The sequence below is a fragment of the Streptomyces sp. NPDC107654 genome (assembly GCF_055639035.1).
Map to the genome: position 1 here is coordinate 603,922 of NZ_JBVKBI010000001.1, position 18,299 is coordinate 622,220.

Annotated in this window: 14 protein-coding genes; 6 read left to right on the forward strand and 8 right to left on the reverse strand. The window is 75.1% G+C overall.

What is annotated here, in order from left to right:
- Nucleotides 1-36 precede the first annotated feature (36 nt).
- The 3 genes from ACZ7N4_RS02730 (at nucleotide 37) to ACZ7N4_RS02740 (ending at nucleotide 6,305) form a co-directional block, all read left to right on the forward strand.
- Nucleotides 37-1,074, forward strand: coding sequence for an AAA family ATPase (locus ACZ7N4_RS02730; RefSeq protein WP_471352992.1), 1,038 nt, complete (start codon nucleotides 37-39; stop codon nucleotides 1,072-1,074).
- Nucleotides 1,064-5,110: an SAV_2336 N-terminal domain-related protein gene (locus ACZ7N4_RS02735; protein ID WP_471352995.1), complete on the forward strand. Its 4,047-nt coding sequence runs from the start codon at nucleotides 1,064-1,066 to the stop codon at nucleotides 5,108-5,110. Before ACZ7N4_RS02730 ends, ACZ7N4_RS02735 begins: the two co-directional genes overlap by 11 nt.
- A gap of 157 nt (nucleotides 5,111-5,267) precedes the next feature.
- The gene (locus ACZ7N4_RS02740; RefSeq protein WP_471352997.1) at nucleotides 5,268-6,305 is read left to right on the forward strand and encodes a rod shape-determining protein; all 1,038 of its coding nucleotides are present in this window, start codon (nucleotides 5,268-5,270) and stop codon (nucleotides 6,303-6,305) included.
- Between the two features lie 21 nt (nucleotides 6,306-6,326).
- Here ACZ7N4_RS02740 and ACZ7N4_RS02745 read toward each other — a convergent pair whose 3' ends face one another.
- Both ACZ7N4_RS02745 and ACZ7N4_RS02750 read right to left on the reverse strand, forming a co-directional pair.
- On the reverse strand, nucleotides 6,327-7,268 hold the full coding sequence (locus tag ACZ7N4_RS02745; RefSeq protein WP_471353157.1) for an anti-sigma factor RsbA family regulatory protein: 942 nt from the start codon (nucleotides 7,266-7,268) through the stop codon (nucleotides 6,327-6,329).
- A 20-nt stretch (nucleotides 7,269-7,288) separates the two neighbouring features.
- Nucleotides 7,289-7,654, reverse strand: coding sequence for an STAS domain-containing protein (locus tag ACZ7N4_RS02750; RefSeq protein WP_471352999.1), 366 nt, complete (start codon nucleotides 7,652-7,654; stop codon nucleotides 7,289-7,291).
- Nucleotides 7,655-7,951: 297 nt separating this feature from the next.
- Here ACZ7N4_RS02750 and ACZ7N4_RS02755 point away from each other — a divergent pair, with 297 nt between their 5' ends.
- Complete coding sequence (locus ACZ7N4_RS02755; protein ID WP_471353001.1) at nucleotides 7,952-8,200, forward strand: hypothetical protein; 249 nt, start codon at nucleotides 7,952-7,954, stop codon at nucleotides 8,198-8,200.
- Nucleotides 8,182-8,475, forward strand: coding sequence for an ANTAR domain-containing protein (locus ACZ7N4_RS02760; RefSeq protein ID WP_471353003.1), 294 nt, complete (start codon nucleotides 8,182-8,184; stop codon nucleotides 8,473-8,475). The genes ACZ7N4_RS02755 and ACZ7N4_RS02760 overlap by 19 nt, the downstream gene beginning before the upstream one ends.
- Nucleotides 8,476-8,624: 149 nt before the next feature.
- Here the strand turns inward: ACZ7N4_RS02760 and ACZ7N4_RS02765 are convergent, their stop codons facing one another.
- The 6 genes from ACZ7N4_RS02765 to ACZ7N4_RS02790 form a co-directional block, all read right to left on the reverse strand.
- Nucleotides 8,625-9,977 carry a serine/threonine-protein kinase gene (locus tag ACZ7N4_RS02765; RefSeq protein ID WP_471353005.1) on the reverse strand — a complete coding sequence of 451 codons (1,353 nt, stop codon included), beginning with the start codon at nucleotides 9,975-9,977 and terminating at the stop codon, nucleotides 8,625-8,627.
- A 76-nt stretch (nucleotides 9,978-10,053) separates the two neighbouring features.
- Nucleotides 10,054-11,889 (reverse strand): asparagine synthase (glutamine-hydrolyzing), encoded by a 1,836-nt coding sequence (asnB, locus tag ACZ7N4_RS02770; protein ID WP_471353007.1) that lies wholly within the window; start codon nucleotides 11,887-11,889, stop codon nucleotides 10,054-10,056.
- 45 nt (nucleotides 11,890-11,934) lie between these two features.
- Complete coding sequence (locus ACZ7N4_RS02775; RefSeq protein ID WP_471353009.1) at nucleotides 11,935-13,194, reverse strand: nucleotide sugar dehydrogenase; 1,260 nt, start codon at nucleotides 13,192-13,194, stop codon at nucleotides 11,935-11,937.
- 49 nt (nucleotides 13,195-13,243) lie between these two features.
- The gene (locus ACZ7N4_RS02780) at nucleotides 13,244-14,671 is read right to left on the reverse strand and encodes an MFS transporter (RefSeq protein WP_471353011.1); all 1,428 of its coding nucleotides are present in this window, start codon (nucleotides 14,669-14,671) and stop codon (nucleotides 13,244-13,246) included.
- Between the two features lie 2 nt (nucleotides 14,672-14,673).
- Nucleotides 14,674-16,548, reverse strand: coding sequence for an NAD-dependent epimerase/dehydratase family protein (locus ACZ7N4_RS02785; protein ID WP_471353012.1), 1,875 nt, complete (start codon nucleotides 16,546-16,548; stop codon nucleotides 14,674-14,676).
- A gap of 79 nt (nucleotides 16,549-16,627) precedes the next feature.
- Nucleotides 16,628-17,413: a phytanoyl-CoA dioxygenase family protein gene (locus ACZ7N4_RS02790; protein ID WP_471353015.1), complete on the reverse strand. Its 786-nt coding sequence runs from the start codon at nucleotides 17,411-17,413 to the stop codon at nucleotides 16,628-16,630.
- Between the two features lie 256 nt (nucleotides 17,414-17,669).
- Here ACZ7N4_RS02790 and ACZ7N4_RS02795 point away from each other — a divergent pair, with 256 nt between their 5' ends.
- Nucleotides 17,670-18,293 carry a hypothetical protein gene (locus ACZ7N4_RS02795; RefSeq protein WP_471353017.1) on the forward strand — a complete coding sequence of 208 codons (624 nt, stop codon included), beginning with the start codon at nucleotides 17,670-17,672 and terminating at the stop codon, nucleotides 18,291-18,293.
- Nucleotides 18,294-18,299: the final 6 nt, after the last annotated feature.

Sequence of the window (18,299 nt, forward strand, 5' to 3'; positions counted from 1 at the left end):
ACGACCGAACCGCCCCCCCACGGAGAAGAAGAGCCCATGCCCCTGTGGCCCGTCTACACCGGTACGAACGAGCCGCACGACGGCATCACGAAGCTGCCCCCGCCGCCGCCCTGGCGGGCCTTCGACGGCGGTCCGGTGCTCCCGGCGCCGGACGCGGCCGCCGACGCCTCCGCCGTCTCCCCCGACCGCACCCACCGCGCCGAGACGTACCAGGCCACACGGGAGACGGTCCAGCTGGTCAACGCGGCCCTGTACCTGCGCCGTCCGCTGCTGGTCACCGGCCCGCCCGGCACCGGCAAGTCCTCGCTGGCGTACGCCGTCGCCCGGGAGCTGCGGCTCGGCCCGGTGCTGCGCTGGAACATCACCAGCCGCAGCACCCTCCACGACGGCCTCTACCAGTACGACCCGCTCTCCCGGCTGTACGCGGCCCGGCAGGAGGCCACGAAGGGCACGGCGGACACGGGGGGCACGGAGAACCGGTCGGGCATCGAGCACCATCTGCGTCTCGGTCCGCTCGGCACCGCGCTGCTGCCCTACGGCCGTCCCCGCGCGCTGCTCATCGACGAGATCGACAAGAGCGACCTCGACCTGCCGAACGACCTGCTGAACGTGCTGGAGGAGGGCCAGTACGAGATCCCGGAGCTGGTGCGGGCCTCGCGGCTCACGCCGGACGGTGTCGCCGAGGTGCTGGCCGACGGCACGGACGAGCGGGTCCCGGTGGCCCGCGGCCGGGTGCGCTGCCGGACCTTCCCGTTCGTCGTCCTCACCAGCAACGGCGAGCGCGAGTTCCCGCCCGCCTTCCTGCGCCGGTGCGTCACGCTGCACCTGCGCCAGCCGGACGACCGGCACCTCGCCGAGATCGTCCGCGCACACCTGGGCGAGCCGGACGCGTACGCCCGCACCCTGATCGAGCGCTTCCTGTCCCGGTCGGGCGTCGGCGACCTGGCCACGGACCAGCTCCTCAACGCGATCTACCTGGCCCGTTCCGCCGACCTGGACGCCGAGTCCCTGGACCGGCTCGCCGAGCAGCTGATGCCGTACCTGGGGCCGACGACACAGTCCGATGTCTTCTGACCCCGCCGAGGCCGCCGAACCGTCCGGCTCCCCGGATCCGCTGGTCCGCCTGGCCGACATCCTGGCCGCGGCGGCCCACGGGGTGCGTCCGAGCCCCCGGGAACTGGCCGAACTGCTCTGGCTGGCCCGGCAGATGGAGGCGGCCGGCGGCACACCCGACGGCACCGACGGGACACCCCCCGAACCGGTTCCCCCGGAGCCCCGGGAGACGGCGCTGGAGCCCGGACCGGTCCCGCCCCCGAAGGAACGCACCCCGCCGCCCGAAGCCCGCCCCGCCACCAGGCCGCCGTCCCGCGTCCCCCTCCACCTGCCCTCCCGCCGTCCCGGACCGGCGGGAGACCGGCCCCACAGCCCGCTGCTGGCCCCCGCGCCGCCGATGCTGCGCCACCCGCTCGCGCTGCAACGCGCGCTGCGCCCGCTGGCACGCCGCACCGACGCGCCCGTGGGCCGGGAACTGGACGAGCCGGCGACCGCCGACCGCATCGCCCGCCTCGGCGCCGACCCCGCCTGGTGGCTGCCGGTGCTGCGCCCCGCCCGGGAGCGCTGGCTGCGCCTGAACCTGGTGTACGACGCCGGGCCCACGATGCCGGTCTGGCGCCCCCTGGTCCGCGAACTGCACACGGTGCTGGCCCAGTCGGGCGCGTTCCGCACGGTCACCCTGTACCGGGCCGCCGCCGACGGCACCGTGCACGGACCCGACCCGCACGCTCCCGCCGACGGCCGGACCGTCACCCTGCTGATCAGCGACTGCATGGGCCCGCAGTGGCGGGAGGGCCCCGCCGGCACCCGGTGGTACGCCACCCTGCACCGCTGGGCACGCCGGATGCCCCTGGCCGTCGTACAGCCGCTCCCGGAGCACCTGTGGCGGAACACGGCCCTGCCCACCAGTCCGGGCACCCTGTCGGCCCCGCACCCCGCCGCGCCCACGGCGGCGCTCGCGTTCACGCCGTACGAGCGGCCCGAGACGGACGAGTTCACCGTGGCGGACGCCACCGTCCCGCTGCCCGTGCTGGAGCCGGAGCCGAGGTGGCTGGCGAACTGGGCGGCGCTGCTCACCACGCAGGGCGGAGCGGAGATCCCCGGTGCCGCCGCCCGGCTGGGCCGTCCGCTGCCGGGGGACGCCGAGGACCGCACGGACGTCGGGCTGCTGTCCGCCGAGGAGCTGGTCCTGCGGTTCCGGGCGACCGCGTCCCCCGAGGCGGTGCGGCTGGCCGGCCACCTCGCGGTGGGCCGCCCCGACCTGCCGGTGATGCGGCTGGTCCAGGCGGCGGTCGCACCGGATCCGCGGCCCCGGCACCTGGCCGAGGTCATCCTCAGCGGCATGCTCACCACCGATCCGGGCGGTCCGCCCGGCTCCTACGCCTTCCGGGACGGCGTCCGCGAGCTGCTCCTCCTCGGCCTGCCCCGCACCGAACGCCACCGCACCGGCGAACTCCTCGACCGCATCGGCGAGTTCATCGACCACCGGGCGGGCCGCGCCCCGGGCGAGTTCCGCGCGGTGGTCCCGTCCGCGCGCGGGGCGGCCACGGCGGCGGAGGCCGACCCGTTCGCCACGCTCAGCGAGGACAGCGTGCGACGGCTGTCGGCGGCCGGCCTGTCCGACGGGGCCCCGGGCGGGTTGTTCGCGGGGCGGTACCGGCTGACACGGCCGACGGGAACCCAGGGCACCGACTGGCTGGCCGCGGACACACAGGACGACGACAAGACGGTCCTGGTGCGGCGGTACCGGCACCTGCCGCAGGGGCTGCGCGACGGCTTCCCGGACATCGCCCGGCGACTCGGCGACGTCCGCCATCCCCGCGTCGCGGCGGTCACGGACCACGGCGTCCAGGGCGACGTCCCCTACATCGTCCGGGAGTTCGTCGACGGACGCAGCCTGCGCCAACGGCTCGCGAAGGCACCGCACGGCCTGCCCCCCGCTGAACTCGTCGCCGTCGTCCCCCCGCTCGTGGAAGCCGTGGACGCCCTGGGCGCGCACGGCCGGCCGCTCGGCCGGCTGGACGCGTCGGACATCGTCCTCACCCCCGACGGGCCGGTCCTCACCTGCCTCGACATCAGGACGTCGGGCGCTGCCGACCTCGCCGAGACCCTGTACGCGCTGGGGCAGCTCGTGCGCACCATGCACCGGGGCCCGGCCGGCTCACAACAGCTGTCGCTCCCCGGTGAAGGCCTGTCCGTTCCGCCACGGCTCGCCGAGGAACTGGACGCGGCCGTGGCGGACCTGCTCACCGGCCGGCTGGATGCCCAACTACGCGGAGCCGGCCGGCTCCGCGACCTGCCCCGGTACTCGCGGCACCGCTCCCCGGCCCCGGCCCAGAGCCCCGCGCACTCCACCGGAACGCCCTCCCCGGCCGACGCCCCCGTCGGCCGCCCCGAGATCCACTTCACGGCCGACGACCTCACCGGCCGCCCCGAAGCCCGGATCACCCTCGAAGCCGCGGTGCACGAGATCCTCTCGCGTGGTTCGCTGAGCCCCCGGCAGTACGCGGTGGAGGTCCGGCCGGACGGTTACCTGGTGCGGGCCGAGCCGGGTGCGTACCTGCTGCCCGTTCTCGTCGCCGTACTGCGCGAGCTGCCCCACGCGCTGACCCGGCTGACCGATCCGCCGCGGCTGCGGGTGACGTTCGGGCAGCCGTCCGCCCGGCCGCCTGAGGCGGCGGCGGACTGTGTGGTGGTCGTACCGCCCGCCCTGTACGACGACTTCGCCGCCAGCTCCGCCGCCCGGCGCTCCCCGCGGTTCCGGCCGGTGTTCGGCGACAGCGCCCCGGACAGCCCGCCGGCCGCCTGGTACTGCCTGCCAGGGGCGGGGCCGGCGGACGCCGGGGAGCGGGACCTGGTGCAGGGGCCGTTCATCGCGCACGACCTTCGGGAGCTGGGCGTGCCCACGCCGGGCCGTACGGCGGTGGTGCACACCCGGCCCGGCGGCCCGCTCACGCTGCTCGACCCGATCCAGCCGTACGGCACGCGTCCGCCGCGTCCGGAGACGTACTACTCGGTGGATCTCGCCCCGCACGAGGCCCGGCAGATCGTGTCCCTGCCGAGTTCGGGGAAGGGCGCGTTCCAGGCCGCGGTGAAGCTGTCCTGGCGGGTCGAGGACCCGGTGGCGTTCGTCCGCGCCGAGGCCGACGGTGTCCGCGGGCTGCTGCTGGAGCGTCTGCGGGCCGCGGCGGCCCCGGTCACCCGCCGTTATCCGCTGCGCCGGGCGGGCGCGGCCCAGCGGGCGGTGAACGCGGGGGTGGACGGCTGGCCGGTGCCGGGGCTCGCGGTGTCGTACACGGTGCAGCTGGTCCCGGAGTGGGCGCCCGCCCCGGAGGCGGAGCCGCCGGTGCCGTCGCGGCGGCGGCTGTCGGCACTGCTCGGCGACGCGGAGACGGTACTGGTCGGCTTCGACGGGCCGCTGGCCCGGCTGTTCCCGGCGCAGACGGCGCGGGAGGCCGTGCTCGACCTGCTGTCGGTCGTGTCCGACCACCGCGATCCGCAGGCCGCCCTGGCGGGCCGGCCGCTGCCGGTGGCGGGCGCACCCGGCCAGGAGGCGTTCCCGCACCCGCTGGACCTGCTGCGGGCCTTCGCCCACGACCGGCTCGGCCCGCTGCTGCGGGCGCGCCTCGACGAGCTGGAGCTGCGGGCCGTGCCGGACGCGCCCACGACGCACCGCTCCCTGGCGCTCGTCCGCGCCCTGCACCGGTCCGGCCGCCGGGTGAGCGTGGTGACGGACGTGTGCACGCAGGCCGTCCACCGCTATCTGGAGCCCTACCGGCTGCCGCTCGCGGGCATCCACGGCCGCCGCGACGACCTGAGCCTGCTGACGCCCCACCCGGACTGCCTGCTGCGCGCCCTGCGGGTGCGCGGTACGCCGTCCCGCTCGGGGGTCCTGATCAGCTCCTCGGTCGCCGAGGTCACCGCCGCCCAGCAGCTCGGCCTGCGCTTCATCGGGTACGCGCCCGGCGCGGCCGGGCGGCGCGGTCTGCGGGAGGCCGGCAGCGAGGTGACCGTCGCGTCGCTGGAGCCGCTGCTGGAGGCCGCGCGCTCGCTGTGACCCGCCGACACACCGGTACGGCCCGGAAATACGCCCGTTCAGCGGCGCCCCGCCCGGGCGCGCACAGCGGGCGTCCGTCTCCCGGCCCGCGCAGGATGCCAGTGAGCCCGCCGAATCGGGCGGGGCCCCAAGGCCACCGCACTCGGGAGGATCCACCGTGACCGTCAGCCTGGAGCAGTTGCGCCGCTGCCACTTCGCCGTCGACCTGGGCGCGGCCCGCACCCGGGTGTATGTGAAGGGCGCCGGGCTGGTCGTGGATCAGCCCTCGGTCGCCGCCGTGAACATGCGCACCGGCGGGCTGATCGCCGTGGGCGAGTTCGCGGAGCGGATGACGGGACGCACCCCGGACTACATCAGGGTCGTACGGCCCATCTCCGGCGGCACGGTGGTGGACATCGAGATGGCCCAGCGGATGCTGCGGCACCTGCTCGGCGACAAGATGCGCCGGGCGCTGCGCCGCAAGCCCCGGCTGCGGGCGGCGGCCTGTGCCCCGCACGACGCGGATCCACTGGCCCAGCGGGCGACGATCGAGACGCTGGTCGGGCTGGGGGCGCGCCGGGTGGAGCTGGTGGACACGCTGATCGCCGCCGCCGTGGGGTGCGGGCTGCCGGTGGAACGGCCCGAGGCCAGCATGATCATGGTGTGCGGGGCGGCGGCGACCCAGGTCGCGGTGCTCTCGCTGGGTTCCATCGTCGCCGCCGAGCGGATCCCGGTGGGCGGGGAGGCCGTGGACGCCGCGATCGTGCAGCACCTGCGGCACGAGCACGCGCTGATGCTGCCCAGCCAGGCGGTACGGCCGCTGCAGCTGGCGCTGTCCGGCAACGGGCTGTCCCCGCACGGCCCGGTGTCCGCAGAGATCCAGGGCCGGGACGTGGTGACGGGGCTGGCGCGCAGTGTGCGGGTGGACACCGCGGCCGTGCGCGACGCGATCCAGACCCTGCTCACGGCCGTCCTGGACGGCATCGGCAAGGTGCTGCGGGGCTGCCCGCCCGATCTGGTGGCCGACCTCGCCGACCGCGGGATCACGATGGTCGGCGGCTCGGCGCTGCTGCCCGGCTTCGACCAGATGCTGCGGCAGGCCACCCGGATGCCGGTGCACATCGCCGAGCGGCCCGACGTGTGCGCGGCCCAGGGCCTGGGCGCGATGCTGGAGGGCCGGATCGAGCCGCTGATGCTGGATCCGCTCGCGGCCTGAGCAGTCCCGCGCGCGGGCATCTCAGCGGCGCAGGTGGCACCGGATGGTCGTGCCCTGCGCACCGGTGTGGGTCCGCACCAGGTCGGCGAGGAGGTTGACCATCAGCAGCCCGCGTCCGCCGCGCTGGTCGCGGCTCGCGGGGCGGCGGCCGGCCAGGGGGTCGGTGAGGCACCCCTTGTCGCGGACCTCGCACAGCACGTACCCGTCCTCGGGCCACACCGTGAGCACGCCCGTGCCACCGCCGTGGACCACGCTGTTCGTGGTCAGCTCGGCGGTGATCAGGGCCAGGTTCTCCAGGGCCAGGCCGGCCAGGCCGAGGCGGGCGCCGTGGTCGGTGGCCAGGTGCCGGACCGTGGACAGGGAGTCCTCGTCGAAGGCGACCTGGAACACGTCCGGGGCGGCGCCGGGGGCGGGCGGCAGCGGCTCGTTGTAGCGGGCGATCACGCCGTCGGGGTCGTAGGCCGCGCTGGGGTGCCGCGCGCCGGAGCCGGCCGGGACGACGACCGGGTGGGTGGCGTGCGCGTCGGCGAGCGCGCGCTCGTCGAGGCGGGCGGTGTCGTAGGGGCACAGGATGGTGACCTCGCGACCCCGGAACGCGGCGTTGATCAGCGCCTCGTGCTGGGCGCAGGCCGGGTACTCGGCCGGGCTGCGGCCCGCCCAGACCGGCTCGCCGATGATGTGGACCCGCCGGCCGGGCGGCTGGGCGTCGGCGAAGGCGCGCAGCACCCCGGGGATGATCCGGCCGGGGTTGCGGCCGGCCTCCCGCATGTCCAGCCAGCGCACGGCGGCGCCGTCGGCGCCCAGCTCGTCCCGGATCAGCCCCAGGTTCTCGGCGGGGACGGCGACCGCGACGGGGTCGCCCGCCGCCAGCGCCGCCCGGACGAAGGGCACGGTGCCGGACAGGTACTCGTGCGTGTCGCCGTAGAACAGCGCCGGGTGCACGAACGGCTCGGCGGGCTCCATGGGGTCGGCCGTCGCGGTCCTCACGGGGCCACCTCGATCCCGGGCAGGCCGGGCCACAGCAGGTCCAGTATGCGTGGCACGGTGTCCGGCGGCCGGTCCAGCACCAGACGGCGCCGGCCGCCGAGGCTGCGGGCGGCGTCCGCCAGGGCGCCGACACCGGCGACGTCGACGAAGGTCAGCGCGGAAAGCTCCAAGTAATACACGTCCTCGCCCTCGCGAACGGCCCGGTCCAGCGCGCGCTCCCAGATGCTGCGCGTGGGCAGGCTGACCTCGCCCGCCGCCCGAAATCCGGTCCGCCCGGCCAGCGGCTGCACATCGAGCCGCGGCACCGCGGGCTGTGGCACGGCGACGGTCGGCGGGGGCCACGCCGGCTCGGGTCCGCTCACGTCGTCTCCCAGCGCACAGGTTCTTGAGCGTCCAGTATGCGCCTCGCTCGCCCCGATGCGGGTGTGGGTCACGGCACCGGGGGCGGACGGGGGGTGAACGACGGACGGCGGAGCGGAACGGAAACCCGACCTCGGCGGCAGGCGCCTCGCACCCCGGACGGCCCGTACCCCTTGCCGTCGAGGGCCGCACGGAGGGCGGCCGGGCCCTGCTGACCGCGCACGGCGAACCGGTCCGCGGCCGGGCGCCCGCCGGGCCTCGTCTCCGCCGTGTTCTTCCTAGACACGGCGGAGACGTCCGTGCTGAACACGCCGAGCGCGCAGGGCCGCCGGCACGGCGTACCGGTACGGGTCACCGGCCGGCGGGGACAGCCGCGCCGGGTACCGGAGCTCGTGGGACCGGACCCCGAGGACACGCCGGGCGCCGCCCGGCCCGCGGACGTGTCCGACCGGGGCGCGTCCACGGGGGCGCAGGAGCGCGCCGGGCAAGTGGACGTGCCGGGCCGGGAGGTGGAGCAGCTGCGGCACGCGTGGACTCGCGACCGGTGATCGACCGGGCCCGCGGCATCCTGGTGGCGGCGCACGGCTGTACCCCGGAACAGGCGTGGGAGATCCCGCGGGAGGCGTCCCAGCTGTGCAACACCGAGCTGTGGCCGGTGGGTTCGGCGGTCACGGCGAGCGCGGCGCCGGACGGGCCGGCCCCGCCGGAGCCGCTGCGCACGGCGCCGGCCGCGGCGGCCCACCGGGTCAGTACGGCAGGATGCGCCCCGAGGGAGTCCTGCGGTCGATCTCCTGCCCGCGCGGCGCGGCCGGCCGCCGGCTGACACGCACCCGGATCCGACGGTCCATGACGCCCTCCTCCTGCCGACACCGCCCGGCTCGACGCCGGTAGGAGGTCCGTGCCCAGGACCCGGCCGGTTCAAGCCTGTACGGGCCAAGTCGTGCGGTCGTCACGGCGGTTGGCCGTGCGCTCCTAGCGGGTCAGGTACCGGGCGAGGACCGGGTCGAGCTGGGTCAGCCAGGCGGTCAGCCGGGCCCTGCGGCGGGCGTTCAGCTCACAGGAGTACACCCCGCCGTCCCACAGCCGCACGGTGACGGTGAGGCGGTGGCCGCGCCAGTGGCGTTCGACGTGGGCGATCTCGTCCCAGGGGAAGTCGGCGGCGGCGCCCGCGACTTCGAGGAGCACCCCGGCGGCGCCCACCATCACGCCGGACTGCGCGTCGGCGAGCACGGCCTCGGGGTTGCCGTAGCCGCCGCCGTACGGCACGGGCGGCGGCCCGAACCCGGGCGGCGGCGGGGTGAGGGGTTGCGCGGGCAGGTGCGTGGGTGTGGCGGGCTGCGCGGGCAGGTGCGGAGGTGTGGCGGGGTACGCGGGCGGGGTGAAGGCCTGCGGGGTGAACGCCTGGGCCGGCCCGACTGCCTGTGGGGGCGTCAGCGGCCGCGGGGGCGTCATCGCCGGCGAAGGATGCGACTGCGGAGGGGGTACCTGCGAAGGCGTCGTCTGCGGCGGGGTCGTCTGCGGCGGGGCGAGGACGGTCGGCGGGTACGCCGGTGCCGGGTCCGTCAGCCGGTCCAGCAGCGCGGTGGGCGTGGGCCGGTCCGCGGGATCCTTCGCCAGGCACGCCGAGACCAGGTCCGCCAGCGCGGCCGGTACGGCGGACAGGTCCGGCGGCTCGTGCACCGAGCGGTACATCAGCCCCATCGGCGTGCCCTCGCCCCAGGCGGCGCCGCCCGCCGCCGCGACCAGCACGGCGCCGAGGGCGAACACGTCGGCGGCGCCGGTCACATCGTGGCCGAGGGCCTGCTCGGGGGCGAGGAAGCCGGGGGTGCCGAAGGCGGTGCCGGTGGCGGTGAGGCGGGTGGACTCCACGGCCCGGGCGATGCCGAAGTCCAGGACGCGCGGCCCGTCGGCGGCCATGATGATGTTGCCGGGCTTGAGGTCCCGGTGCACCAGGCCGCAGGAGTGGATGGACTCCAGCGCCTCGGCGAGGGCGGCGCCCAGGGACCGCAGCCGGGGCTCGTCCATGGCACCCTCGGCGGCGAGCCGCTCGGCGAGGGTGGGGCCGGGGATGTAGGCGGTGGCCAGCCAGAGCGGGTCGCCGTCGACGTCGGCGTCCACCACCGGCGCCGTGTGGAAGCCGCCGACCGCGCGGGCCGCCTCCACCTCGCTGCGGAACCGCTCGCGGAACACCGGGTCGGCGGCCAGTTCGGCCTTGGCCACCTTCAGCGCGACGGCCCGCCCGCCGCGCGTCCGTGCGAGATAGACCGTGCCCATGCCGCCCTCGCCGAGCCGGCGCTCGACGAGGTATCCCCCGATGCGTTCCATGCGGACCAGTATGGCCGCCGGACCTGACCCGTCCATGCCCAGGCGGGTACGGTCCGGGTCCGGCGGCCGGTACGGCTCAGAGCACGACGTCCACGTCGTACGCGCGCAGCCACTCGTCCAGCTGGAGGGTCGTCTCCAGCGCGGCCCGGCTCATGCCCTCCTCCAGCGCCGCGGCCCCGTCCCGTCGTACCCGTGTCTTCAGGTCGGGCGAGAAGAAGGGGTCGAGCGGGCCGGTGCCGGTGCAGACGAGGTCGGCGAGGCGCTCGCGCAGGGTGCGGTTGTAGGCCTCGGCCCGGATGGACGGGTACGGCGTCTTGACGCGCTGGGCGACCGCCGTGGGCAGCAGGTCCTTCATGGCGGCGCGCAGCAGGCTCTTCTCCCGGCCGTCGAAACTCTTCATCGCCCAGGGGATGTTGAAGGTGTACTCGACCAGCCGGTGGTCGGCGAACGGGACGCGGACCTCCAGGCCGCAGGCCATGCTCATGCGGTCCTTGCGGTCGAAGAGGACCTGGGCGTGGCGGGTGAGGGCGAGGTAGGTGACCTCGCGGTAGCGGGCCTCGGCGGGGTCGTCCAGGTGCCGGCGGGCGTCGATCTCGGCGACGGCGGCGCTGTGGCAGTCCCGTTCGTAACTGCCGAGGTCCAGCTTGGCGAGCAGGTCGGGGGTGAAGACGACCTCGTTGCCCTGGTAGTTGTGGCGGCCCTCGTGGACCCAGGGGAAGGTGGTGGAGAAGACCGCGTCGGGGTCGCGCTGCCAGCGGTAGCCGCCGAACACCTCGTCGCCGCACTCGCCGGACAGGGCGACGGTGGAGTGCTGCCGGACGATGCCGAACAACAGGTGCAGCGAGGCGTGTTCGTCGCCCTTGGCGATGGGCAGGTCGTAGGCGCGCAGCACGGACGCGCGCAGGGCCGGGTCGAGCAGGTCGGGGGCCTTGAGCGGGAGTTCGCTGTGCTCGGAGCCGACGTGTTCGGCGAGCAGACGGGCGTAGACGTGGTCCTCGTTGGCGTCGGGGCCGGCGGTGCCGTCGAGGTCGGGGTCGCTGACCGAGCAGGAGCGGATGCGGCCGTGGCCCTTGGTGCGGGCGGTGTGCGCGGCGAGCGCGGTCAGCGAGCTGGAGTCGAGGCCGCCGGAGAGCAGGGTGCACAGGGGGACGTCGGAGACCATCTGCTGTTCCACGACGGAGGCGAGCAGGTCGCGGACCGTGCGGACGGTGTCGTCCAGGGAGTCGGTGTGCTCGGCGACCCGGAGCCGCCAGTAGCGCTCCTCGGTGAGGCCGGTGCGGTCGACGCGGACCAGGCAGCCGGCCGGTACCTCGCGCATGCCGCGGAAGACGGCGTGTCCGGGGACCTTGGCCACGGAGAGGATGTCCCGCAGGCCGTCCGCGTCGAGCACGGGCCGGAACGCGGGGTGGGCGAGGATCGCCTTGGGTTCGGAGCCGAAGAGGACACCGGAGGGCGTCTCGGCGTAGTAGAGGGGTTTGACGCCCATGCGGTCGCGGACGAGGAGGAGTTCCTCGCGGTCGCGGTCCCAGATCGCGAAGGCGTAGATGCCTTCGAGCCGGTCCACGAACGCCGGGCCCCACTCCAGGTAGGCGCGCAGCACCACCTCGGTGTCGCTGCGGGTGGCGAAGCGGTGGCCGAGGCCGGTCAGCCGGCCGCGCAGTTCCTGGAAGTTGTAGGTCTCGCCGCTGTAGGTGAGGACGGCGCGGGCGCCGGGGCCCTCGTCGGCGGCCATGGGCTGGCAGCCGCCTTCGAGGTCGATGATCGAGAGCCGGCGGTGGCCGAGGGCCACGTGGTCGTCGGTCCAGACTCCCTCCGCGTCGGGGCCGCGCCGGGCCATCGTGTCGGTCATGGCGCGCGCGAGGGCGTGGTCGACGGGGCGGGCGAAGTCGACCCACCCGGCGATACCGCACATGGAAGCACTCCTGGGGTGTGGGAACGGGGAAATCGGGGCCGTCGGTCAGAGGCGTTCGACGTGCGGCTGCGGGCGGGCGGCGCCGCGGGTGTCGAGGAGCAGCGGGGCGTGCCGCTGGATCTCGTCCAGGTCGAACATCCGGTGCCGCTGGAGGAGGATGGCGAGGTCGGTGGCGTCCAGGGCGGACGGCAGGTCGGCGGCCGAGGGGACGGCCGTACCGTCGACGGACCACTCGGGCACGTACGGGTCGTGGTAGGTGACGAGGGCGCCGCGGGCCCGCAGGCGTCTGACGACGTCGCGGGCGGAGGTCTCCCGCTGGTCGGCGATGTCCGCCTTGTAGGTGACGCCGAGCAGCAGCACGCGGGCGCCGGTGAGGGTCTGGCCGGACCGGTCCAGGAGGTGCTGGGCACGTTCCACGACGTAGCGCGGCATGCGCGTGTTGATCTCCTGGGCCAGTTCGACCATGCGGAACGGGTAGCCGAGGGTGCGGACCTTGTGGGCGAGGTAGTTGGGGTCGATGGGGATGCAGTGGCCGCCGACGCCGGGGCCGGGCCGGAACGCCTGGTAGCCGAACGGCTTGGTGGCGGCGCAGGAGATGGCGTCCCACAGGTCGATGCCGAGCTCGTTGCAGAAGACGGCCATCTCGTTGACCAGCGCGATGTTGACGTGCCGGTAGGTGTTCTCGATGAGCTTGGCCATCTCGGCCTCGCGGGTCCCGGTGGCCTGGACGACGGTGTCCACGAACTTGCCGTAGAAGGCCGCGGCGGCGGTGGCGCAGGCGGGGGTGTGGCCGCCGACGACCTTGGGGGTGTTGCGGATGCCGTAGACCTTGTTGCCGGGGTCGACGCGTTCCGGCGAGAAGGCGAGGTGGAAGTCGCGGCCTGCGGTGAGCCCGGACTTCTCCAGGAGGGGCCGGACGATCTCGTCGGTGGTGCCCGGGTAGGTGGTCGACTCCAGGACGACCAGGGTGCCGGGCCGCAGGTGGCGGCCGATCGCCGCGCAGGCGCTCTCGACCATGGTGAGGTCGGGGCCGCCGTGCTCGGACAGCGGGGTGGGCACGCAGATCACGACGGTGTCCGCCTCGGCGACGGCGCTCTCGTCGGTGGTCGCGGTGAAGCCCTGGGCGCGGACGCCCACGACGGTGGTGTCGTCGATGTCGTCGACGTGCGAGACACCGCTGTTGAGCCGGGCGACGACCCCGGGGTCGCGGTCGAAGCCGACGACGGTCAGCCCGGCGCGGGTGGCTTCCACGGCGAGGGGCAGGCCCACGTAGCCGAGGCCTGTGACGACAAGGTCACTGCGCACAACGGTCCCTTTCGGACGGGAGGGTGCGGACGGTAAGTGGTGAGGGGGCTCAGTCGCCGCGGGCGCGGACGGCGAGCAGGGCGACCAGCAGGGTCGGCAGGACGAGCAGCGCGAAGGCCACGCGGTAGCCGCCGAGCGGGCCGGTGCCGGCGGCCAGGCAGGCGTTGAGGACCGCGGAGGCGAGCGCCAGGACGACGACCTGGCCGAGGTTCATGTTGGTCTGCATGGCGCTGGTGGTGTGGCCCTGCCGGTGCGGCTCGCTGTGTTTCAGGGAGAGCACGGTGACGCAGGGGTCGAGCAGTCCCATGCCCACGGCGGACAGCGGCATCGCCGCGGCGGCCGTGACCGCGGGCAGGCCGCCGGAGCAGCCGGCCGCCGCGAGGGCGGCGGAGACGGCCATGACGAGGGCGCCCACGGTGACCAGGCGGTGCCGGGCGACGTGCTGGAGCGCCTTTCCCTGCACCCAGGAGGCGCCCGCCCACAGCACCGCGGAGGCCGTGAACGCCACGCCGACCACGACGGCGGCGACCCGCCGTTCGGTGATCAGCATCAGCGGCACCAGGGCCTCGATGGTGAAGTACGTCCCGGAGGTCAGGCCGCGCAGCAGCACCGCGGTCGGCAGGCCCGGGGCGCTGCGCCAGGTGCCGCGCGGCAGCAGCCGCGGGGCGAACACGGCGAGCAGGACGATGCCGGCGGCGGTGAACACCAGGTGGCGCGGGTCCCAGTCGGAGACGCCGTACTGGCCGAGGGCCGCGCCCAGACTGAGCAGGGCGGCGATGAGCAGCGGGGGGCGGGTGGCCCGTTCGCCGGCGGGCTCCGCGCCGTCGGCGGGCGGTCTGCGCAGGACGACGACGAGGGCGACGGCGGGCAGCGCGGTCAGGGCGGCGAGGCCGTAGAAGACCGCGCGCCAGGACCACCACTGGACGACCAGGCCGGCGAGGGGCGGGCCGATCAGGGACGGGACGACCCAGCCGGCGCTCATCATGGCGAGCATCCGGGGCCGCAGGTGTTCGGGGTAGGCCTGGCCGATGGCGGTGGTCACCGAGACGGCGACCATGCCGGCGGCCAGTCCGTCCACGAACCGGCCGGCGGCGAGCTGCCAGACGGAGACGCTGGACGCGGACACCAGGAGGGTGAGCACCGACAGGACCATGCCGAGCGCCAGGGGCCGCCGGGCGCCCGCCCGGTCCGCCCAGTGGCCGCCCAGCACCCCGCCGAGCAGGCTGGCGGCGACGAAACAGCCCGCCACGACCGGGAACAGGGACACGCCGTCCAGGTCCCGGGCCGCGGTCGGCAGGGTGGGCACCACGGCGAGCGCGGCGAACCCGGTCAGGAACATCACCACGGTGAACGTCAGGGTGGCGGCGAGGTGGGGCGGCGCGAAGATCCCGCCGTCCTCCGTGCCGCCCCCCGGCCCGGGCGCGGCCCGCCGTCGCCCCCGGTCGGCCTGCTGCGCCTTCTCGGCCTTGTCCGGCATCGTCAGGCCCACAGTCCGGCGAGGTCGTCGTGGGTGTCGCAGGCCAGCCACTGGGCCTGGGCCCGGGCGCCGCCCGGCAGGGGGGCCGAGGGCCGCCAGCCGGTCTCGGCGCTGATCAGGCGGGTGGACATGAGCGGGGTGTGCGGCGCGGAGGCGGGTGCCTGCTCCCAGGGGGTGCGGCGGGCGGTCTGGGTGACCAGTTCGGCGAGCGCGGTCTCGTCGTAGCCGGCGGAGGCGACGTTGCAGACCTCCGGGCCGGCGGGGCGGGCGAGGAGCGCGGCGAGGGCCCCGGCCATGTCGCGGTAGTCGGTGACCTGGTGCCGGCGGCCCTCGACCAGGGACATGGGGCGCCGGGTCCAGGCGCGCAGCATCCAGTCGGCGAGGACCCCGGTGAGCGGGGCGCGCGGGCCCACCGGTTCGGCGAACCTGACGATCTGCACGGGCGTCCCGCTCTGCCGGCCCCAGGCGCGGCACTGCTGCTCCGCGTCCCACCACAGCCGTGCCTCGGGGTCCTGCGGTGCTTCGGTGACGGAGTCCTCGGTGCGGTCCTCGGCGGGCCCGCCGCGGTAGACGGCGGCCGAACCGGCGTGGACCAGCCGGCGGGCACCGAGCTTCTCCGCGTCGGCGAGCAGGTCGGCCAGCGGGTAGCGGGTGTCGTGCGGGGTGCCGAGGTGGACGACGGCGTCGGGGGCCGGTGGCACGCCGGGGGCCGCCGGGTCGAGCCGTTCGGTGTGGACGGCGGCGTGGCCCGCGTCGGTCAGCAGCCGTGCCAGCTGGGCGGCGAAGGCCGGGTCGCCGCCGGTGACGACGACGCGGGGTACGGGGGCGGGGGCCGGGGTGGGGGCGGCGGCGCGGTGGGCGGCCCGGCCGGCGGCGAACGCGGCCAGGGCGAGGTCGCGGACGAGCGGGATCATCGGCAGGAGTTCGGCGCCGGTGTACTCCTCGCACAGACCGCCGGGGCCGAGCGCGTCGAACACGGCGGCGGCCACCGCGGGTTCGGGCTCGCGGTCGGTCAGGCCGGCCACCACGGCGCCGGTCGCGAAGGCGGTGAGCCACACCTGCCGGCAGACGGTGCCGGGCAGTGCGGGGAGGTCGGCTTCGGCGAGGCCGGCCTCGCAGCGGTCGAGCAGCCCGGCCCGTCGCAGGTACCGGTCGGTGTCCAGGATCTCCCAGCCCTCCGGCTGCCGTACCGCGCACTTGGACTCGCCGTACTGGTAGAACGGCACCACGGTGAACGCGGCGCACGGGGCGTCCTGTCCGGGGGAGAGCTCCGCCCGGTCGGTGAAGTAGGTGGCGCGGCGCCAGCCGTGGGTGCCGTTCCCGGCGATGCTCGGCACGTCGTCGTGGTCGACCGTGCTGGGGACGGCGAGCCGCACCGGGATGTCCAGTGCCTTGAGGTACCGCTGGATCACCACGTCGTAGGGCCAGCCGTCGCCGTGTTCCGCGGCGAACCGCTCGTATCCGCGGGCGGCTTCGGCGGGGAGCATGAGGGCCAGCGAGGGGACGTGTTCGTCGATGGCATAGGCCCACCGTGCACCGGTGAGTGCCCCGAGGCGTACGACACCGCTGTTCCTCCCTTCCCAGCCCTCGTAGAAGGCGACCGCCTCGCCGGGGGCGGCGGCGGCGACCCGCTCGGCGTGGGGGAAGAAATTCTCGGCGATCAGGACGTCGTCCTGGAAGACCACGTGGTGGGTGGCGTCCGTGCCGACGCAGGCCCAGGACGGATTGGCGGTGCGCAGGGCGGTGGGCGGACCGGAGGGGTCCGGGTCGGTGACGACGCGGACGCGCCCGCGGGGGTCCTGGGCAGCGATGGCCTCGGCCGCCGCGCGGCGTCGGGGGTGCGTCATCACGGCACCGGTCAGAATGACGGCGTTCACAGCTTTCCCATCTGGCTGTCGAGGGGGCCGGGCCGGTGGCGGGCCGGCCCGGCGGTGGAGGCGACGGCGGGCCCGGGGGTCAGTCCTCGGTGAAGCCCGCGTTGCGGACCTGCCGGACGTTCTCGTTGAGTCCGTGGTCCGCGCCCTGTGCGCGTTCGTGCCGGATCATCGCTGCCGGCCGGTAGTTGAGGATGTACGCGCGCCGGGTGCCGTCGGTGGTGTTGCCCCGCGAGTAGTGCAGCGTGAAGCCGGAGTGGGCCACTGCTTCCCCCGCACGCAGTGGCACCGGGGTCGCACCCGGCTCGTCCTCGGAGCAGTCGCACTCGATGTTCTTGCCGTCGCTGGTGGGCCGGTGCGGGCGCAGCGGCTTTCGGTGCGAGCCGCGGACGTACCACATGCAGCCGTTGTCGACGTCCGTGTCGTCCAGTGCCACCCAGATGGAGACGGCCCGGTGGTCGGGCATGTCGATCCAGTAGGCCGCGTCCTGGTGCCAGGGCGTGGGCACGGCCGTGTGCGCTCCTTTGTGGATCATCATGTCGAAGTCGAGTTCCGCGTCGGCGCCGATGAGTTCGCGGGCGACGGTGAGGGCCTTGTGGTGCAGGGGCAGTTCCCGCAGCGGCGGGTGGAGGGCCGAGGGCCACATGATCTGCGTGATGTTCTCCCGTACGCCGTCCTTGCGCGGCACGTGGGAACCGAGGTCCGAGCGCTTGTCGCCCGCCTCGATGTCGCCGCTCAGGAAACGGTCGTAGATGTCCCGGTAGGCGGCGAGTTCACCGGGTGATACGAGTGCTCCGACGGCGGCGAACCCGTCGGCCGTGAACGTCTGCGCGAGGTCCGAAAGCACCTGCGTCGTCAAGACAAACATCCCCTTCGCCCCTTCTCCCAGCAGCCTGAGAGCACAGCGCACCCCGAGAAGGGGGATCGTCGAACGGAAAGTCCAGTACACCGTCGAACGTTTGGTCTGGACCATTGATCAAGACGAGACGGGAATCTACGGGGGCCCGCGCGCCGGGGTCAACAGTGATCAGGAAATTGGTCCAGACCTGTAGCGGGGAGATCATCCGGCGGCTACGGTGCTCCCGGAAACGCTCAACAGGCAGGCCCAGCAAGGAGGATCAGGCGTGACGAGCACGGCCGGCACACTCCGCGTCGAGGCGGCGGTGCGCCGCAACCCCTACACCTACATGCTCACCGACCAGGAGCTGACCGACCTGCTGACGGACCTCGGGCGCCGCCGTGCCGAGAGCGTCCTGCGCAACCACTCCGCCGCCGAGGGCAAGGCCCCCCGCGGCCCCTACCCCCGCCCCGCGATGGGCTTCGTCGTCCTCGACCCCACGGCCGACGCGGGCACCGCCCCCGCCGACGCGGTGCTGGGCGCCGTCACGGTCGGGGAGGACGCGCGCCGCTTCCTGCCCAAGGCCGCGGCCAAGGCCGCCGCCCACCGGCGTCTCGGCGGCGACAACGGCACCCCGGTCCACACCGACCCGCACCTCCTCGGCACCGGCGCCTTCCGCTACGGGCACTCGGCCGAGGTGCGCGGCCTGATCGTCGCCGCCAGCTCCCAGAGCACCGACCAGGACCTGTACGAGGCCTCCCGGCTGGCCGCCGAACTCGTGGAGGAACTCGGCGCCCGCCACCGCGCCTTCGAGTGGCGCCAAGGCGAGACCGACTGGCTCTCCCCCGCCGGCGACGTCCCGCCGGAGTACGAGGAGATGGTGTCCTGGTTCCCCGCGCCGGCGGCGTGACGGCCC

What these genes read in the sequence shown, in the direction of transcription:
- ACZ7N4_RS02765 (WP_471353005.1), bottom strand. Translation starts at nt 9,977, where the DNA reads ATGGAACGCATCGGGGGATACCTCGTCGAGCGCCGGCTCGGCGAGGGC.
- ACZ7N4_RS02745 (WP_471353157.1), bottom strand. Translation starts at nt 7,268, where the DNA reads ATGGAGCCCGCCGAGCCGTTCGTGCACCCGGCGCTGTTCTACGGCGAC.
- ACZ7N4_RS02735 (WP_471352995.1), top strand. Translation starts at nt 1,064, where the DNA reads ATGTCTTCTGACCCCGCCGAGGCCGCCGAACCGTCCGGCTCCCCGGAT.
- ACZ7N4_RS02790 (WP_471353015.1), bottom strand. Translation starts at nt 17,413, where the DNA reads ATGTTTGTCTTGACGACGCAGGTGCTTTCGGACCTCGCGCAGACGTTC.
- ACZ7N4_RS02780 (WP_471353011.1), bottom strand. Translation starts at nt 14,671, where the DNA reads ATGCCGGACAAGGCCGAGAAGGCGCAGCAGGCCGACCGGGGGCGACGG.
- asnB (WP_471353007.1), bottom strand. Translation starts at nt 11,889, where the DNA reads ATGTGCGGTATCGCCGGGTGGGTCGACTTCGCCCGCCCCGTCGACCAC.
- ACZ7N4_RS02730 (WP_471352992.1), top strand. Translation starts at nt 37, where the DNA reads ATGCCCCTGTGGCCCGTCTACACCGGTACGAACGAGCCGCACGACGGC.